This window comes from Shewanella sp. GD03713, assembly GCF_029843705.1.
Taxonomy (GTDB): Bacteria; Pseudomonadota; Gammaproteobacteria; order Enterobacterales; family Shewanellaceae; genus Shewanella.
Genome location: NZ_JAOCIW010000001.1, coordinates 84,680 through 100,721 on the forward strand (window position 1 = coordinate 84,680; position 16,042 = coordinate 100,721).

At 49.3% G+C, this 16,042-nt stretch carries 17 protein-coding genes; 12 read left to right on the forward strand and 5 right to left on the reverse strand.

Annotated features, from left to right (window positions below; translation table 11 throughout):
- Nucleotides 1-73: 73 nt before the first annotated feature.
- Both N5E87_RS00395 and N5E87_RS00400 read right to left on the reverse strand, forming a co-directional pair.
- Entirely contained in the window at nucleotides 74-808 is a 735-nt protein-coding gene (locus N5E87_RS00395) for an ATP-binding cassette domain-containing protein (RefSeq protein WP_023265913.1), read from the reverse strand.
- Nucleotides 809-811: 3 nt separating this feature from the next.
- The gene (locus tag N5E87_RS00400) at nucleotides 812-2,431 is read right to left on the reverse strand and encodes an alpha/beta hydrolase (protein ID WP_086902918.1); all 1,620 of its coding nucleotides are present in this window, start codon (nucleotides 2,429-2,431) and stop codon (nucleotides 812-814) included.
- 92 nt (nucleotides 2,432-2,523) lie between these two features.
- On the opposite strand from N5E87_RS00400, the gene N5E87_RS00405 reads away from it, so the two are divergent.
- From N5E87_RS00405 to N5E87_RS00435, 7 genes are all read left to right on the forward strand, one after another.
- Nucleotides 2,524-2,895, forward strand: coding sequence for a GntR family transcriptional regulator (locus N5E87_RS00405; protein ID WP_023265911.1), 372 nt, complete (start codon nucleotides 2,524-2,526; stop codon nucleotides 2,893-2,895).
- A 30-nt stretch (nucleotides 2,896-2,925) separates the two neighbouring features.
- Nucleotides 2,926-3,789, forward strand: a complete 864-nt coding sequence (locus tag N5E87_RS00410) for an ABC transporter ATP-binding protein (protein WP_086902917.1) — start codon at nucleotides 2,926-2,928, stop codon at nucleotides 3,787-3,789.
- Complete coding sequence (locus tag N5E87_RS00415; protein WP_086902916.1) at nucleotides 3,786-5,096, forward strand: ABC transporter permease; 1,311 nt, start codon at nucleotides 3,786-3,788, stop codon at nucleotides 5,094-5,096. The genes N5E87_RS00410 and N5E87_RS00415 overlap by 4 nt, the downstream gene beginning before the upstream one ends.
- A 128-nt stretch (nucleotides 5,097-5,224) precedes the next feature.
- A complete protein-coding gene (locus N5E87_RS00420) occupies nucleotides 5,225-7,018 on the forward strand; it encodes a long-chain fatty acid--CoA ligase (protein ID WP_086902915.1) in 1,794 nt (597 codons plus the stop codon).
- 140 nt (nucleotides 7,019-7,158) lie between these two features.
- On the forward strand, nucleotides 7,159-9,648 hold the full coding sequence (locus tag N5E87_RS00425; RefSeq protein ID WP_086902914.1) for a hypothetical protein: 2,490 nt from the start codon (nucleotides 7,159-7,161) through the stop codon (nucleotides 9,646-9,648).
- 107 nt (nucleotides 9,649-9,755) lie between these two features.
- On the forward strand, nucleotides 9,756-10,166 hold the full coding sequence (locus tag N5E87_RS00430) for a thioesterase family protein (RefSeq protein WP_086902913.1): 411 nt from the start codon (nucleotides 9,756-9,758) through the stop codon (nucleotides 10,164-10,166).
- A gap of 118 nt (nucleotides 10,167-10,284) precedes the next feature.
- Nucleotides 10,285-10,833, forward strand: coding sequence for an HPP family protein (locus N5E87_RS00435; RefSeq protein ID WP_086902912.1), 549 nt, complete (start codon nucleotides 10,285-10,287; stop codon nucleotides 10,831-10,833).
- Nucleotides 10,834-10,853: 20 nt separating this feature from the next.
- Here the strand turns inward: N5E87_RS00435 and N5E87_RS00440 are convergent, their stop codons facing one another.
- Nucleotides 10,854-11,117 carry a GNAT family N-acetyltransferase gene (locus N5E87_RS00440; RefSeq protein WP_086902911.1) on the reverse strand — a complete coding sequence of 88 codons (264 nt, stop codon included), beginning with the start codon at nucleotides 11,115-11,117 and terminating at the stop codon, nucleotides 10,854-10,856.
- Between the two features lie 59 nt (nucleotides 11,118-11,176).
- Complete coding sequence (locus N5E87_RS00445; protein ID WP_041416664.1) at nucleotides 11,177-11,605, reverse strand: thioesterase family protein; 429 nt, start codon at nucleotides 11,603-11,605, stop codon at nucleotides 11,177-11,179.
- A 183-nt stretch (nucleotides 11,606-11,788) separates the two neighbouring features.
- Between N5E87_RS00445 and N5E87_RS00450 the strand changes: the two genes are divergently transcribed.
- The 3 genes from N5E87_RS00450 (at nucleotide 11,789) to N5E87_RS00460 (ending at nucleotide 13,203) form a co-directional block, all read left to right on the forward strand.
- Nucleotides 11,789-12,142 carry a MerR family transcriptional regulator gene (locus N5E87_RS00450; RefSeq protein WP_011624722.1) on the forward strand — a complete coding sequence of 118 codons (354 nt, stop codon included), beginning with the start codon at nucleotides 11,789-11,791 and terminating at the stop codon, nucleotides 12,140-12,142.
- A 71-nt stretch (nucleotides 12,143-12,213) separates the two neighbouring features.
- On the forward strand, nucleotides 12,214-12,792 hold the full coding sequence (locus tag N5E87_RS00455) for an NAD(P)H-dependent oxidoreductase (protein WP_086902909.1): 579 nt from the start codon (nucleotides 12,214-12,216) through the stop codon (nucleotides 12,790-12,792).
- A gap of 15 nt (nucleotides 12,793-12,807) precedes the next feature.
- The gene (locus N5E87_RS00460) at nucleotides 12,808-13,203 is read left to right on the forward strand and encodes a GFA family protein (protein WP_086902908.1); all 396 of its coding nucleotides are present in this window, start codon (nucleotides 12,808-12,810) and stop codon (nucleotides 13,201-13,203) included.
- Nucleotides 13,204-13,265: 62 nt separating this feature from the next.
- Here N5E87_RS00460 and mtnC read toward each other — a convergent pair whose 3' ends face one another.
- On the reverse strand, nucleotides 13,266-13,946 hold the full coding sequence (gene mtnC / locus N5E87_RS00465) for an acireductone synthase (RefSeq protein ID WP_011620924.1): 681 nt from the start codon (nucleotides 13,944-13,946) through the stop codon (nucleotides 13,266-13,268).
- Between the two features lie 375 nt (nucleotides 13,947-14,321).
- Between mtnC and N5E87_RS00470 the strand changes: the two genes are divergently transcribed.
- Both N5E87_RS00470 and N5E87_RS00475 read left to right on the forward strand, forming a co-directional pair.
- Nucleotides 14,322-14,744: a hypothetical protein gene (locus N5E87_RS00470; RefSeq protein WP_256657234.1), complete on the forward strand. Its 423-nt coding sequence runs from the start codon at nucleotides 14,322-14,324 to the stop codon at nucleotides 14,742-14,744.
- Between the two features lie 92 nt (nucleotides 14,745-14,836).
- On the forward strand, nucleotides 14,837-15,850 hold the full coding sequence (locus N5E87_RS00475) for a DUF3137 domain-containing protein (RefSeq protein ID WP_279774890.1): 1,014 nt from the start codon (nucleotides 14,837-14,839) through the stop codon (nucleotides 15,848-15,850).
- Nucleotides 15,851-16,042 lie beyond the last annotated feature (192 nt).

Below are 16,042 nucleotides of genomic sequence, written 5' to 3' on the forward strand. Positions count from 1 at the left end.
CAAGTTTGTCTGTTCGCCATTAGGTCGAAGCAGGCGTTATCGCAATTTGTGTGAGCGTTAATGTTGTGAGTCATCATGCGGCAATGCCCTCATCGGTGCCGATCAGCTGGATAAATGCATCTTCGAGTGAGGCCTTACCCGTTTGCGCGCAGAGTTGCTCTGGGCTGCCGATGGCGACCACTCGGCCCTGCGCCATCACGATCACTTGGTCGCACAAGGCCGCGACTTCCTGCATCACATGGCTGGAAAACAGCACGCAATGCCCTTGATTCTTAAGGTCGATAAGAATATCGCGCAGCAAGCGAGTGCTCATCACATCGAGTCCACGGGTCGGCTCGTCGAGGATAATATTGCTCGGGCTGTGGACTATGGCCTGGGCGAGGGCGGTCTTCATTCTTTGCCCTTGGGAGAAGCCTTTACAGCGGCGATCGCTGATATCTTCGAGGCGCAATTTGGCGATGACATTATCAGTAGCCGCCTTGGCATCACTCGCGGATAAGCCGCTGAGTTCGGCAAAGTAACGGATATATTCCCGCGGCGTTAAGCGCTCATATAGACCGAACGGGTCGGGGAATAAGCCTAACTGCTGCTTAGCGCCAATCGGGTCGATGGCAACGTCGATACCTTCAATTTCAGCCGTGCCAGTATCGGGTTTTAACAGACCGAAAATCGTGCGTAAACAGGTGGTTTTACCCGCGCCATTAGGGCCGAGTAGGCCGGTGATCTGGCCGTTTTCGGCCACGAAGCTCAAATCGTTTAAGGCCTGCACTTCGCCGATGCGCTTAGAAAGATGGGATACTTTGATCATGACTTACTCCTTGGCTCCAGTGCTGGGCTTATCCTTGGGCTTATCTTGGGAAGAGTGGGTTGCATCTTCGGTCGCGAGTGGCTCAACCGAGCTGGCATTTAAATAGAAGCTACGGCGCACATCCTTCTTCAAACATTCACCATCGAGATCTTTGACCGAACCAGTACGCACTAATTCGGCGATTAAGTTGTTGGCACAGGACTGATAGGCCACGCCATGGGTGGCGTATGGCGCGACCAAGTGTTTAGCGTTGGTGAGTTTTTCCATCGCCAGTTCTCCCCAGCTCGGTGGGGTTGCTGGATCAATTTCGCCCGATAGCAACAGGGTTGGGATATCGCTCTTGATAGGTTCGCTAAAGCTGGCATCGACGGGCGGCACCTTCCACACAGAACACGATGCTTCGAGGCTATCGAGCATGGTTTTACCGACATAAGAGGTTTTGGCTTGTTCACGCATCGCAGGGGTGATGCGATGGATGTCTTCACCACAAACCACGGAGGCGTGCATGCCCATTGCCATACCTGCACCATCGGTAGTTAAGGCATACAATCCGAGTAGCGGTTGATAGTTTTCTTTGGCGGCTTGATGAATTGCATGGGGCACTAAGGCGCGCACATTGGTTTGATATAACGCCATTCTGATCGCGCCGTAAAACTTCGCGCGAGTGAGCGTGAGTAAGGTCTTTTCACCCGTTACGGGCTCGTGTACTTGCTCCATTACTGGCCCTTCGGTCAGTCTTGCAACCACTTGGTCAAACTCGGCTTTGAGCTCTGGAAACTCGGCATGGCAGGCTGCGGTTTCTTGGCAATCTTTAAACAGTAAGTCAAAGCCGCGCTCAATTGCCGAGCCGATTTCTAATACGCTCTGCTGCATTGGCACTATGCCGTCTAAGGTGACTGTGGCTAAGTGCTCTGGATATAAGCGCATATAGAGCTGCGCCATACGCGTGCCGTAGGAGATACCGTAGAGGTGCAGCTTTTTGTAGCCTAAATGGGCGCGTACTGCTTCAAAATCTTGCACTGCATTGAGACTGCCGTATTGGGTGACATCAGTATCGGGGAATTGATCGCGGCATTTTTGCGCTTCGGCCAAGGTATCGACATTATCATCGTCGAAGGACAGTGGCGATTGTGGGCCAGCGTCACAATTGAGCACATTGGAGCGCCCCGTTCCGCGTTGATCAATCAGCAAAATATCCCGCTGCTGACGTACTTTATTCAGCATGCTATCAAAGCTTGCCGCGTTATCGATGGCCGATTGACCTGGGCCGCCGGCAATCGCTAGTAAGGCTTCTTCGTGGTTGACGTTTTTTACCGCAGGCAGGACCACATAATGCACTTGGATCTGTTTGCCATCCGGCTTGTTAGGGTTTTCGGGGACAGTCACAAAGCCGCAGTTTAAACGGTCCGATACACCTTCTACATAACAGGTATTTGTAGGGGGAATAGGGTTAACAGCATTGTCGCTTGCCCAAGTAACAGAACTGCAGATGGCGAGCATTAGTGCACTCAGGCCTAAGAGCTTGTGTCCTTGTGTGCCCTTGAGCCAACAGTTTTCTGAGCGCTTAATCGCAAAGCGAGCGCTGGCATTATGGGACTTCCTGTGGGTCATGCTATATCTCATGAGCGCTTTCCTTTTTGCATTTCAGGATGAGTGTGATACTTTAAATACAGTGTATCGGTGTATCAATGTATTAATACAGTGTGTAAAGACTAATGTTAGAACTTTTAAATGTCAACCCCAGCAGTGGTGAGCCAATTTACAAGCAATTACACGAGCAAATCGTGCGCTTGATTGTGGGCGGCCAACTGCAAGAGGAAGACGTATTGCCCTCAGTGCGTCAAATTGCGGAATTTCTCGCGGTTAACCCCATGACGGTCTCCCGCGCGATTCAGCAACTTGTTGACCAAGGCTGGTTAGAGCGCCGCCGTGGTCAGGCGACTCGGGTTGCCGCCCGTAGTGAGGCGATGGAGTCGGGCGTGAGTCTGCTTGAGCCGCAATTAGATGCCTTGCTGACTCAGGCAAAACAATTGGGCGTGAGTCTGCCCGAGTTACTGCAATTGATTAATGAACGTTGGCAAGCCTAGCTAAAACGAGAATAAAAAGGATGCAATTCGATGGATCAAGAGTTTTCCCCAATACTTGAGTTTTCTAATGTAAACAAAGTATTTCGTGGCAAAGGTGCCAGTGAAAAACGTGCACTCAAGGATCTGACCTTACGTTTATCTGCCGGTATGGTTGTGGGGTTATTGGGACAAAACGGTGCGGGCAAATCGACCCTAATGCGCTGTGCTCTGGGGATCCTCTCGCCGGATTCGGGTGAAATCCGCACCTTAGGTGAAACGCCGGAGCAGCTCTCCTCGGCGGCGAAGGAACGCCTAGGCTATGTGCCGCAGCAACCCTTTGGTTATGAAGGTTTTACTGTTGAGCGCGCCCTCGATTTGCACCGCAGTTTTTATCCCCACTGGGACATGCAGTTAGAGCAGGATTGGCTCGCCCGCTTCGAATTAGATGTGACTCAACAGGTGCAACGCCTGTCCGTTGGTCAGCGCCAATCCTTAGCCTTGATCATGGCCATGGCTTATCGCCCTGAGTTGCTGATCCTCGATGAGCCCGTGGCCAGCCTCGACCCAATAGTCAGACGCAAGTTTATGGTCGATTTGTTCGACCTGGCCCTCGAATCCGGCTCGGCCGTGTTGTTTTCATCCCATATCACCTCTGATTTAGAACGGGTCGCAAGCCATGTCGCCCTGATTAAACAGGGCGAGCTAGTGTTGTTTAAGGAGATAGATGCCCTGCGGGAAGAGGTGCGTCTACTCAAACTGGCTGCGGGTACTGAGTTGCCTGAACAGGTGCGTATTTTGAGCCGTGATGGCGATTCTGTGCTGGTGGACAGGGGGGAGATTGAGCTTAATTTCCCTGGTGTGCTGCGCAGTGAGGCGCTGAATTTGGAGCAACTCTTTGTGGAGTTGCACAAATGAGTTCAGCTAAACCCTTAGTTCAAGTACCTGAAAAACTGGGGACGCACCATTCGATTAATCCCTTTAACGGCATGCTGCGTCTGTGGTTGTTTGATGTTGGCAGTGTGAGTTTTCTCGGCACAGGTATATTTGGCTTGGTGCTGAGTATCTTAGCGGGATGGGCGGGGCAGAAAGAGAGTTTCGATATCTTCATTGCCATGGCTATCGTCTCGACTTCGGCTGCCGTGGCTTGGCAGCTTATTCGTTTGATGGCCAATGAGTGTTCGATATTAATTCCCCGTTATCGACAGAATGTGTTTATCCAATGCGAAGTGATGCTTATCGGTGTATTTAGCTTAGCCGTGCTACTTTGTGTGTTGTATGACTTTACCTCGAGCCTGTCATTACTGGTATTTGCGCAAGGGATAAGCCTAGGGTTTATTCTGTTGTGTTTGTTGCAAACCCAGTGGTTTTACAGCTCATTTTTACTGTTTATCTTAGTGCCGTTTTCCAACGAGTTGGCGGAGCAAGTTCCATTGTGGCTGAGCATCATAGTGCTGTTTGTGTTTGTAGTACTAATTTGGCGCCGATGCCTAGTGTTACCTTGGCGGGTGGAGGCGCGCAGCGTGTACCTCAATGGACTCGAGATGGGCTGGTTTTGGTTGCCGAGTCTGCAATCGATGCGGATCTTGAGCCGATTAGAGCGCTACCTGCATCCGGTGAACTTCTTTATCGGTCCTATGCTGACCGTATTACTGCTGTTGCTCCCCGTGTTAACCATCGGGCTTGGGATCGCCTCCCACGAGCTGCATTGGGATTTTCCAGTATTACTGCTGTTGGCGCAGTTTAGTGTAATTAGTTGCTCGCTAGTACACTGGAGCCGAGTACAGCGCTCTCGGGCGACAGAATTGCTCTTATTACTGCCGGGGTTCGATGGCCGTGCAGGATTAGTTAAAGCCTTTGCCCGTGGGCAGCAACGATTACTGTTTTTCATCGGCATAGGCATTTTGTGCTGTAGTCTGTTTATTACTTGGCTCGATGGTGATTTGAGCTTGCCTCTGCTGGCACACTTAGTCATGAGCACTTATTGGGCCTGCGCTTTAGTGTTAGGTTTAGGCTGCCTATGCCGCCGAGTATTACAGGTGAGCCTGACCATGCTGGTGGTACTGGGGCATTCGCTATGGGTGTCGATTAGTCTTGCAGCGCTGCAACATGATGGCAGTTTATTTTATTGGTTGTTGGGTGACTTGTTACTGCTGATCCTTGGACAAATGGCACTGTTTTGGGGTAGTAAAAAGCTCTGGCAGGGCGACATTACCGGGCTCTAATTGCGCTGAAATGGCGTGATTTGGGCGACATTTGCACAAGATTAGAGCAAAAACTCTTAGTTTTTGGCTTGCCTTCAGGTAGAATGCCGCAAAAGCGGTACACTTGTAAGCTAAAAGGTGAGTCATTCATGTCGCTGGAACAATATCACGTAATTCGACTATTACAGCAGCAAAGCCAGTCATTAAAGGAGGCTATTGCGCTGGAAGGTTTTGAAATGGCTGCACCTTGGCATCAAGTCAGTTGGCAGGCATTCGATCAAATCAGCCATAAAATTGCACAGGTGTTGATTGAACTTGGCGTACAAGTGCAAGACCGTTGTGTGATCCTGTCGCAAAACTGTCCTCAATGGACCTGTGCTGATATCGGCATTCTGAAAAGCCGTGCCATTGTAGTACCTATCTACCCAACCAGCACCTTAGAGCAAGCCAGCTTTATCATTAATGATGCCGCGGCCAAGGTGATTTTTGTCGACGACGCCAAGCAATATGCGCTGGCCTGTGAGTTGCAAAAACAGTGCCCGACCCTAGAGTATGTGATTGTGTTTGACGCGAGTGTTGATCTGGCGAAAGGCATTGCCCAACATCAGCATTTAGACAGCTTGTTAGCCAAAGAATATGACCAGAGTGCTGAACTTGAGCAGCGCTTAAAAGATGCTAATCTCGACGACCTGTTAACCCTGATTTATACCTCCGGCACCACCGGCGACCCTAAGGGCGTGATGCTGGATTACCGCAATATGGCCTCGACTGTGCGTCAGCACGATCTGATTTTGCCTTTCAAAACCGGCGATGTGTCTTTGGCTTTCCTACCGCTCAGCCATGTGTTTGAGCGTGGTTGGAGCTTCTACGTGCTGTGCCGTGGCGGCCACAATGTGTATCTGCAAAATACTCAAAGAGTGAAAGAGGCCATCAGCGCCGTGCGTCCGCATACCCTGTGCGTGGTGCCGCGTTTCCTCGAGAAGGTATACAGCGCCGTGCAGGATAAGGTCGCTAAATCCGCCGAAGGCCGTAAAAAATTGTTCGCCTGGGCTATGGGTGTTGGTGAGCGTCAGTTTGAAGTGGGCCAAGGCCGCGCTAAGGGCGGTTTGTGGTTATCCTTGCAATGGCGTTTGGCGAACAAACTGGTTTACAGCAAGTTGCAAGCTGTGCTCGGTGGCCGCTTAAAGTTTATGCCCTGCGGTGGTGCTGCACTCGATTTAAACGTAGCGTCTTTCTTCCATGCCATTGGTATTCCCGTACTTTGTGGTTACGGCATGACGGAAACGAACGCGACTGTGACCTGTAATACTTTAGATAACCGCGTTGCGGGTTCGAACGGTAAAGTATTGCCCGAAATCGAAGTGAAGCTAGGTAAGGACGATGAGATTTTAGTCCGTGGTGATACTGTGATGCGCGGTTATTACAATCGCACTGAAGATACCGCTGCAGCCTTCGAAGATGGCTGGTTGAAAACCGGCGATGCGGGACGACTTGATGCCCACGGCAATTTATTTATTACTGACCGCATCAAAGAGTTAATGAAAACCTCCAACGGTAAGTACATTGCGCCGCAGCGGGTTGAGGGCACAGTGGGCCGTTGTCCTTTTATCGAGCAAGTGGCGGTGATTGCCGATGCCCGTAATTATGTGACGGCGTTGATTGTGCCAGCCTTTGAAGCGCTCGAAGCTTGGGCCAAGGATAAGGGCTTGAAATACGAGTCACCTATCGAGCTGCTGCGTCACAGCCATGTGGTTGAGCATTTCGAGCAGCGTTTAAAGCATTTGCAGCAAGAGCTGGCGGGGTTTGAGCAAATCAAAAAGTTTACCCTGCTGCCCGAAGCCTTTTCGATGGAGGCGGGATTAATCACGCCGACGCTGAAATTGCGCCGCAAAATGATTTACCACAAGTACGCCCATGAAATTAATGCTATGTACAATAATTGATTGTTAAATCTTTGATCTTAAAAGGCCGCTTTGCGGCCTTTTTTGTGTTTGCCACTTCCTGAAGCAGCGGACTTCGCTTAAAATTCGCCCCGCTTACTGGTGCGCACGAGGCGCAAGGTGTCGGTGTAAAGGATAGTTAAATGGAACTTTCGATTCGTCGTCTATGCGCCGCGGCTGGTGCGGTGTTGCTTTCTTCGTTTGCGGTTATTCCTGCTGCACTTGCGGCGGAATATGACAAAATGGTTCACGGTCCCGTGGATCTTCCCAATGGCCAATGGCTCAATTTTTATCAAAAAGATCAGCAGGTATGGGGCGAAATGCTCTATGGCGATGCGCCTGGTGTACGTATTGACGATTACGGCCGCGCCGAAATCGTGGCGGTGTTTTACTATGATTTCGACAAGGGCGGCACTAAAGAGGTGATCGTCATGCTCAAGGATGCCGATGGCCAGCATCTGCGGGGTTATGGTTTTGAGGGCGAGGAGTTGACTAAACTGCTGCGCCTGCAAGCCGTGCTCGATGAAGTCGCACCCACCATTAGCACCTTTACCGTCGGCGGTGTTCGCAAAGTATTAAGCCAGTTGCCACCGCAGCAGTACCGTATGACCTATGAGGCTGAGGGCGTCCAAGATCCTGACATCAAAGCGATTCTTGATGGTACCTCTAAACTCAAACCGACCTTAATTGGCTATCGCAATTCTGAAGGCACGGCAACGGATGTAAAAACCGCAGTGGAATACAAGCTGCGCTATCCCCTGACTCGCACCGATAAGGATGCCGAGGGGCGTGAACGAAAATACAGTCTGGTGGCAACCTTTGATCGCAGCGCCTACGTCGAAGAAGATAGTAGCTTTATGCTGGTGGCCATTGGTTACGAGGCCGATGACATCGATTGGCTTAAAAATGGCAGCGAAAAAATCCCTCGTACTGGCGCTTTCTATGAATATATGAGCATGGGCAGTACTTGGGCTGGCGTTGCCAGTGAAGCCCATTATGTGCAGGGTGAGCTGGATGGTCACTTTGCCGCCTACGATGCCCGCAATGGCAGTGTGATGTATGCCGGTGACTATAAGCTAGGTAAGCAAGTGGGTAAGTGGATTGAAGCCGACAGCCGTGAAACCTATTGGGAAGGCGAGTACCTCGACGGTAAGAAGCAGGGCAAATGGGTGTTGCAGTCCATGATGGATGACGCCGATAACTACGGCTTTATTCACTACAACAAGGGCGTGCCCGATGGCCCGAGTGAAATCTATACCCCAGATTACGATTCCAGCACCGAAGGCGCGAAGAAGTTGTCCGAAAAGGGCATCTATCTCAATGGCGTGAAAGATGGCGAGTGGCTTGAGTCCGATGGCAGCAAAGGCCAATACCAAAAGGGCGTAAAACAAGGCGCTTGGGTGGAAAAGGTTACCCAGGGGGATTATCGGTTTCAAACTGGTGAAGGCAGCTATCTCGATGGTAAACGTTCAGGCACTTGGGTATATATTCGAACGCCCGATGAGAACGATGCTTTTACCACTAAGCAATCGGTGACTTATCTCTACAAGACCGAAGTCAACTATGAGAATGGCCTACGCCAAGGTGAGGCTAAGTTATTCAATAAAAATAATTTTATGTTCGCCCTTAAACATTATGATAAGGGCCGCCTCCACGGTGAAAGTCTATGGTATTCCGCCCCAAATATCGTCAGCAATGTTGCCAATTACCGTCAAGGGGAGTTGGATGGCGCACAAATGTGGCTCGAGTCTAACGGCGATCTGAATGAGTTGAGTCAGTATAAGTTTAATGACGCCGTAACACTTAAGCCTTCGCAGGATGAATGCATGATGCGAAAAGAACCCTACGCAGGCGATTGTGAGGGGGTGTTAAGTTCAAAAAATGCTGAAACTAGCTCGATTAAAGACGGTGAGCAACGTGTATATCGTGGCGGCCGCCTATCCGAATTAAGCTATTACACTAATGGGTCTGTCGATAAAGAATATCGATTCGATTCTAACGGTCGCTTAATGTCCTTGCAGACTTATAAAGCGGGTCAGGAATATGGCCCAAGCATCCGCTATTCCACCGACGGCGGCTATTCGCTCGTCCAATATGGTCATCTTATCAATAACCGTCTTTCAGGCCCCCATTACACTTTCTATCCTAACGGTCAGTTAAAGAGTTTGTGGAACTATTGCCAGCAAGAAGGCGAAACCTGGAACGGTGAACCTTATTTCTGGGATAACGCCATTGCGCGCTGTGGTATCCAGCGGGAGTATTTTGATAATGGTGCCGTGAGTTGTATCGAGGATCTCGACAGCAATTATGCCGTGGATAAAGTCTGTTACGACCAGAATGGTAAGTTAGCCAGCGAAATGCTGCGTATCGACGAGCAGCATGTGGTGCATAAGCGCTATATCAACGGGGTTATCTATCAAGAGGAACCCGGATTCTCGGATTTTTCCCATGTGACTAAGGGGCGCAAAATCTATCACTTAGAAAACCCTAAAAGCCATGGTGTGTTTAAGTCCTACGACAGCAGTGGCAAGCTCAAATACGAAAAAATATTCGATATGGGTAAGGCTGGCTGTATGAAAAAGTACGATGCCAATGGCAAGCAAACCCCAGAGACCGCGAGCTGCCAGTTCTAGCATCGCGCTTCTTATTTCTGTTAGGCTTGGTGGGGATAAACGGGGCAAGCACCTCGTTTATCCCATTCACAGCATAAAAGTATAAGAACAACAAAAGGGAAGTTTGCATGTCAGTCACCGAATACAGCCTCGAAATCCACCCAAGATTTACCGAAACCGATGGTCTAGGCCATATCAACAACACAGTGATCCCCGTGTGGTGCGAGGCGGCGCGCACGCAAATCTTCGAGATTTTTAATCCCGAGTTGGATTTGCATCAGTGGAACCTCATAGTGGCAGGCTTTAGCGTGGCCTTTATCGCGCCGACTTATTACGGCAAGAGTGTGACGGTGAAAACCTATGTCAGTCGTATCGGCAATAGCAGCTTCGAGCTGACTCAAACCTGTTGGCAAGCGGGTAATAAAACCGCCGAAGTGAAAACTACCTTAGTGCACTACGACTACAGCTGCGAAAAAAGCCGCCCCATCCCCGAAGATATTCGTGAAATCCTGGCTAGCCTGAACGGCGAAGCTGCATAAGTCTGATATTCGCTTTCACCGCACAATTGCAATTGCGCGGTGAAAACGTTAACGTGGCGGCCGCAAATGTGATGCGGATCACTTATCCGCGCCTTTATTCCTTCCGGCCGGATTTAGCATGAGATTTTACTTCACCCGAATGCGTTCTAAGGACATCTGTCCGCCACGACAACCCCTGAAAAAAATCGTTTGGTCATGGGTAGGGGCCTTTTGCGGCATTTACTTAGTCGCCGGTCTCGCCAGTTATATGAGCGATAATCTGCTCGGCACTATGTTTGTGATTGGCTCATTTGGGGCGTCGGCAGTATTAGTCTACGGCGCGCCGCTGGCAGAGTTTTCTCAGCCACGTAACTTGATTGGCGGCAGTGTGTTATCGGCACTGATTGGTGTGGCTGTTTATCAAGTGTTTGCCGATTATATGGTGCTCGCGAGTGCGTTAGCCGTATCACTAGCCATCGCATTGATGTATTTAACTCGCACGCTGCACCCACCGGGCGGCGCAACGGCATTAATTGCCGTGATAGGCGGCGAGAACGTGCATCAACTCGGGTTTCTCTATGCGTTGATGCCGGTCTTTCTTGGCTCACTGCTGCTATTGCTGGTGGCGCTGGTCGTGAATAATCTCTCCACCGATCCCAAACGCCACTATCCAGTCTATTGGATTTAGCTTACCTGTTGCGAAGCCAGTTATTTCAAAAATTTCTGCACATACCAACAGCTGGCTACTATCTCAAAATCTTGGGCTTTGGCCCACTTTAGGCCATGGCGAACTAAACGTTCGGCAAGGCCTTTGCCGCGCAGCTCGTCGGGCACAAAGGTTCGGTTAAAGTCGATGTGCTGGCCATTGAGTCGGTATTCCAGCACGGCTTCATGACCGTCAACGGGGATCACAAAGCGTTGTTTATCCTGTTGATGCTCAACAACGACTTCTATTGGCGCTTTTTCTGACATACAGCCTCCCTCTGATATGGCCTAAAGTGTTATGGCAATGTTGCCATAGACTCGGTAGCTTAAGCTTGCTCGTGTTGTTTAAGAATGGCGAGTAATTCCGTGGGAAGCTCGGCTTTTTGACCCGTTTTAAAGTTAAACATCACTGCGACCGAAGTACCTAAGGTCGTTATGGCCTGTTGCTGCTTACTAAAGGCCTGATAATGCATGGTAAATCTGTCGCTTTGAATATCGCTGATACTCACGCTGACCAATAGCGTATCGGGGAAGGTTACTGGACGTTTATAGCGGGCCTGATTTTCGCTAATCACTGGACCAACACCGGATTTATACAGGGCATCGAGTGGAAAGAGGCGGTTGAAAAAGTCGATACGTGCGGTTTCAAAATAGCGGAAATAGACCACGTTGTTGACGTGTTGCAGCGCATCCATTTCGCCCCAAGCCACGGGGATTTCGGTCACTATAGGGTGCTGTGCGAGAAACTTTTCCATTGGACTTAGTGTTGGACTTTCCATTGCATTACTCATAGTCAAAAGCTCTAGTTAAAACGCTCGTTTAAGGCAGCCAGACTAGCAGTATAAAGTGCGAGCGACAAGCCCAAAGCGCGGTGATATGCTGGCTAAGGCTTGGAGGTTTATGATGATTTTTTCAATTATTTTAATGGATTAAATACTATGTATATTGGTGCTGTGGCGAAGCAAACTGGCCTGTCGATCAAGGCGATTCGCCTCTACGAGGAGTGGGGACTGATCAGTGCGCCGATCCGTAAGGGGCGTTATCGTACTTATAGCGCAACCGATATAAAGCAGTTATTGCTGATCAAAGAGGCCAAAACCTTAGGTATTAAACTCTCGCAACTTAAAGACTTGTTTACCGAGGGTGAGCAGGCGGCGCAGCTTGAGTCTGTGCAGCAGTTTTTATTGAATATCAAAGCCGATTTCCAGCGGCAGATTAGCGAATTAGAAGATAAATTAGTCAGGCTCGATGCCTGTATTGATGGTTTGGATACCTGTGAATCCCGCGCCTAATTGCAGGCTTGACTCTGCCCCTAGGGGCAGAGCTTAAGCTGTTGTCATATTGAATACTCAAGGTTTTTACTATGACAAAAAAGATTCTGGTGATTTCTGGTCATCCCAAACCCGATAGCCTGTGTGAACATTTAGCCGACACTTACGCCAAGGCTGCGGGCGAGTCGCATTCGGTGCGTCTGTTAAAGCTCAGCGAGTTGGAGTTTGAGCCTAATCTGGTGCAGGGATACCATCAAGAACAGCCATTAGAGGCGGATTTGCAACGCTTTCAGCAGGCCATTCTATGGGCCGAGCATCTAGTGATTGTGGTGCCCATTTGGTGGGGCAGCGTACCCGCCAAGTTTAAAGGGTTAATTGATAGAACATTTTTACCTGGTTTTGCCTTTCAGTATCAGCAAGGGAAAACCTTTCCTAATCGGCTGCTTGAGGGGAGAACCTCACGCATTATCATGACCATGGATACGCCGCCTTGGTATTACAAGTGGTTCCAAGGCGCGCCCGCCCTAAAGCAATTAGATATCGCAACGTTAGCCTTTAGTGGTTTTAAGCGCGCCAAGAGTCAAATGTTGGGGCCGGTGATCAATGCCAAGGCGCAGCAAGTACAAAACTGGCAAGCGCAAGTTGAACGGCATGGCAGGTTGGGGCGTTAATCAAAAGGAACTTAAGTGATTAAACAAGTTGGCAATACTCAGATCCAAGCAAAGCATCTCGCCAGTTGCCACTGTGGCGCCGTGGTGTTGGAGTTATCGCTGCCCAATGGCATTGAAAAGCCAAGGCGTTGTGATTGCTCTATCTGTCGGCGCAAGGGGGCTATCGTCGGCTCAGTGCCGCTGGCGGGATTGAAGATTATCAAAGGCGAGACCGTATTAAAGTGCTACGAATTTAATACCAAAACGGCCAAACATTACTTCTGCTCCGTGTGCGGCATTTATACCCATCATCAAAGGCGCTCTAATCCCAATGAATATGGCTATAACCTTGGTTGCCTCGAAGGCGTTAATCCCTATGAATTAGGCGATGTGCTGGTTTGCGATGGGGTGAATCACCCGGCGGACAGGTAGATGTGATTTGCCCAATAAACAAAAAGCGACCCTTGGGTCGCTTTTTGTGTGCAGTGCCGATATTAGTCGATCACTAGCTCATCGAAACTGTTGATAGTGCGAAAATCGCCGGTGCGTTGTTTGCTGTCGCGCACCATTTGGCAGGTCATCATGCCTGCGGCTTCGGCGGCTTTAAGCTCTTCAACCACGTCGGACACAAACAGCACTTGCTTAGGACTTAGGCTGATGGTGTTGAGTATGTTGGCGTAGGCTTGTTTATCTAATTTGTTACCGGTACGGGTATCAAAATGGCCGCTAAACATTTCGGTTAAATCGCCGCCATCACTGTGGCTGAACAGCAGTTTTTGGGCTTCAACCGAACCCGAAGAGAAGCTGTAAATACGCAGTTTTTGCGCGCTAAAACGGTTAACCGCTTCGATAAAGTCGGGGAAGATATGGCCTGTAAATTCGCCATGGGCGTAACCTTGCTTCCAAATCAAACCCTGTAGGGTCTTGAGTGGGGTCGCTTTGCGGTCTTCATGTACCCATTGCTGCAAAATTTCAGTCACGCGGGCTAAATCGGCATCGGGTTCGAGGGCGATATCTCGGGTGTCGCAGATACAGTTTTCCACCAAGACATTGTGTTGGTTCTGCGCTAAAAAGTCTGGTAAGGCTTTGACAGAATAGGGGAATAGCACATCTTGGATAAAGGTTAGGTCTGTCGTGGTGCCTGCTGTGTCTACGACTATGGCTCTGATACCCATAATGTTTTGATACTCCACAATATGTTGGCTAAAAAATGCAACCCCGATCCTAAGCGTTATTGGGGTAATTGGCTAGTGGATTTCGCCCTTAGACCGTGGGAGATTGTGCACCATATCACTCAGCTATTCGACTGAAACTTAATTAAATGAGGAATTTTAGAGGCTTATCTAGTGGATATGGATGAAATACTGGATTTAGTCGGGAGAATTATGCTGTTTATGATCCCACAGTTTGTTGCCAGCATAAGACTATGGTCTTAATAGCTAAGGGAAATTTTGGCTGTTATTGTAGCTTTACTATCTTTCGACTGAATTTGTTCACCTTTAGGGTTTTAGGGATGAGGTCGAGCGCGCCCCGCACTGATGAGACTGTTTATGAAATATTTACCCGCATTTGGCTTAGGTATTCTGTTGGCGGTATTGAGCTTTGTGAGTTTTGCACTGGTTGCCACAGCGGGCTATATGTACGCCTTGCTCGGAAGCGTTGATAACCTTAGCCACACTAGCGCGGTTTATCTGGGGTTAGGTGCCCATGATGCGGGCTTATTATTGCTGCTCTCTGGGCTGATGCTATTTAGCTATCAGCGACTTTTTCCTCGATTGCCATTCGATTGGTACGCAGCGGTGGCGATGCAATTACCCTTAGGTTCCTTAGTGCTGTGGGCGGATGGGGTTTCCTTTAATCTCACGGATTTTTACGGCGTAGCCAGAGCCTTAACCCTCTTTAGTGCCACCTTTGGAGTGCTGATTATTTTTGGCTTATTGCAGCGCCGTGGTCGTAGGCTGGCTCGGGCTTAATCGGTCATTGGTTGGCCTTAAACTGGCCTTGCTGGAATAAAATCCGTAAAATCATTGGCCTAAATGGATTTGAGTCGTAAGAGTAGGAGCCAATGAGTTCGATTGAATTTGATATTCCCGAAGATCACCGTATTCCCTTTCAGAAGTATTACAAACAAAAAATCGCCCCTAAATGCGCACCGTTTGAAGCAAAACGTGAAGGCGTGAACCAGAGGCTGCGTGAAAATGCCAAGTTCACTACCCCAATCTACTACCTATGCATCACGGTGATTTTGGGCGCCTTCGCCGGGTTGCTCGGGGTCCAGTTTATGCTGGTGCCTATGGATTATTTTGTGCCTTTGATGATTGGCGCGTTTCTGCCGACTCCCGTGATAGCGTTAGTGGCGATTGCCTCGGGAAAGGAAAGCAATGAACTCTATAATGCCGCTTTTGAAAAACTCTATCCCATTAGTCTCAAGTACTTCGGCAATGATTATGTGTTAACGAGGGAGCCTAAGGTGGATTTCTCAACCTTTCTGGAGTTGGGGCTGCTGCCTAAAACCGATAAGCAGTATGCGCCAAATTGCCTGAAGGGAACCTATAACAAGGTGCCGTTCCAGTTTTACGAGGTCGATGCTTACAACACTAAATCGAACAACAATGGCTCGGTTGAGCGAGAGACCATCTTCAATGGTGTACTGCTGGTGTGCAATATTCCTAAGCGATTCAACGGCACTACCTTGTTAGTCACGGATAAGGGCAGTTTAAAAAATCGAATTGAGGGGTTTAAGACAAAGCTGTCGCGGGTCAAGCTTGAGGATGTTCGTTTCGAGCGTTATTTTGAGGTGTATAGCAGCGACCAAGTCGAGGCGCGCTACTTACTCAATCCCTTGATGATGGAGAATCTCTTGGCCTTAGGACGCGAGCTAAATGCCGAGGTTGAAGCCTGTTTCTATCAAAAGCAATTGCTGATTAAGATCCCGACAAAACACCATTTCTTTATCAATCAACTCGATTTAGATCGCCCCATCGATTTTAAGCTCAATATCGAGCAGATGTTCACCGAGTTAGGTTATACCTTCTCGATCATCGATACCTTAAGGCTGGATAAACATACCGGGTTATAGCAACAGTCAACTCAATTGCAGCCACATTCTGTGGCTGCTTTATGCTACAGCTTAAAACATGACTTTTGGCACTTATGGGTGGCTCCCCGTGCTCGTTACTATCAAGCTTCAAACTTTGATGGAGCAAGATGATGAACACGATTTTCACCCTGTCGCAATTTGTGCATATCACCGCGGGCGCACTGGCATTAG

What these genes read in the sequence shown, in the direction of transcription:
- N5E87_RS00395 (WP_023265913.1), bottom strand. Translation starts at nt 808, where the DNA reads ATGATCAAAGTATCCCATCTTTCTAAGCGCATCGGCGAAGTGCAGGCC.
- N5E87_RS00400 (WP_086902918.1), bottom strand. Translation starts at nt 2,431, where the DNA reads ATGAGATATAGCATGACCCACAGGAAGTCCCATAATGCCAGCGCTCGC.
- N5E87_RS00405 (WP_023265911.1), top strand. Translation starts at nt 2,524, where the DNA reads ATGTTAGAACTTTTAAATGTCAACCCCAGCAGTGGTGAGCCAATTTAC.
- N5E87_RS00410 (WP_086902917.1), top strand. Translation starts at nt 2,926, where the DNA reads ATGGATCAAGAGTTTTCCCCAATACTTGAGTTTTCTAATGTAAACAAA.
- N5E87_RS00415 (WP_086902916.1), top strand. Translation starts at nt 3,786, where the DNA reads ATGAGTTCAGCTAAACCCTTAGTTCAAGTACCTGAAAAACTGGGGACG.
- N5E87_RS00420 (WP_086902915.1), top strand. Translation starts at nt 5,225, where the DNA reads ATGTCGCTGGAACAATATCACGTAATTCGACTATTACAGCAGCAAAGC.
- N5E87_RS00425 (WP_086902914.1), top strand. Translation starts at nt 7,159, where the DNA reads ATGGAACTTTCGATTCGTCGTCTATGCGCCGCGGCTGGTGCGGTGTTG.
- N5E87_RS00430 (WP_086902913.1), top strand. Translation starts at nt 9,756, where the DNA reads ATGTCAGTCACCGAATACAGCCTCGAAATCCACCCAAGATTTACCGAA.
- N5E87_RS00435 (WP_086902912.1), top strand. Translation starts at nt 10,285, where the DNA reads ATGAGATTTTACTTCACCCGAATGCGTTCTAAGGACATCTGTCCGCCA.
- N5E87_RS00440 (WP_086902911.1), bottom strand. Translation starts at nt 11,117, where the DNA reads ATGTCAGAAAAAGCGCCAATAGAAGTCGTTGTTGAGCATCAACAGGAT.
- N5E87_RS00445 (WP_041416664.1), bottom strand. Translation starts at nt 11,605, where the DNA reads ATGGAAAAGTTTCTCGCACAGCACCCTATAGTGACCGAAATCCCCGTG.
- N5E87_RS00450 (WP_011624722.1), top strand. Translation starts at nt 11,789, where the DNA reads ATGTATATTGGTGCTGTGGCGAAGCAAACTGGCCTGTCGATCAAGGCG.
- N5E87_RS00455 (WP_086902909.1), top strand. Translation starts at nt 12,214, where the DNA reads ATGACAAAAAAGATTCTGGTGATTTCTGGTCATCCCAAACCCGATAGC.
- mtnC (WP_011620924.1), bottom strand. Translation starts at nt 13,946, where the DNA reads ATGGGTATCAGAGCCATAGTCGTAGACACAGCAGGCACCACGACAGAC.
- N5E87_RS00470 (WP_256657234.1), top strand. Translation starts at nt 14,322, where the DNA reads ATGAAATATTTACCCGCATTTGGCTTAGGTATTCTGTTGGCGGTATTG.
- N5E87_RS00475 (WP_279774890.1), top strand. Translation starts at nt 14,837, where the DNA reads ATGAGTTCGATTGAATTTGATATTCCCGAAGATCACCGTATTCCCTTT.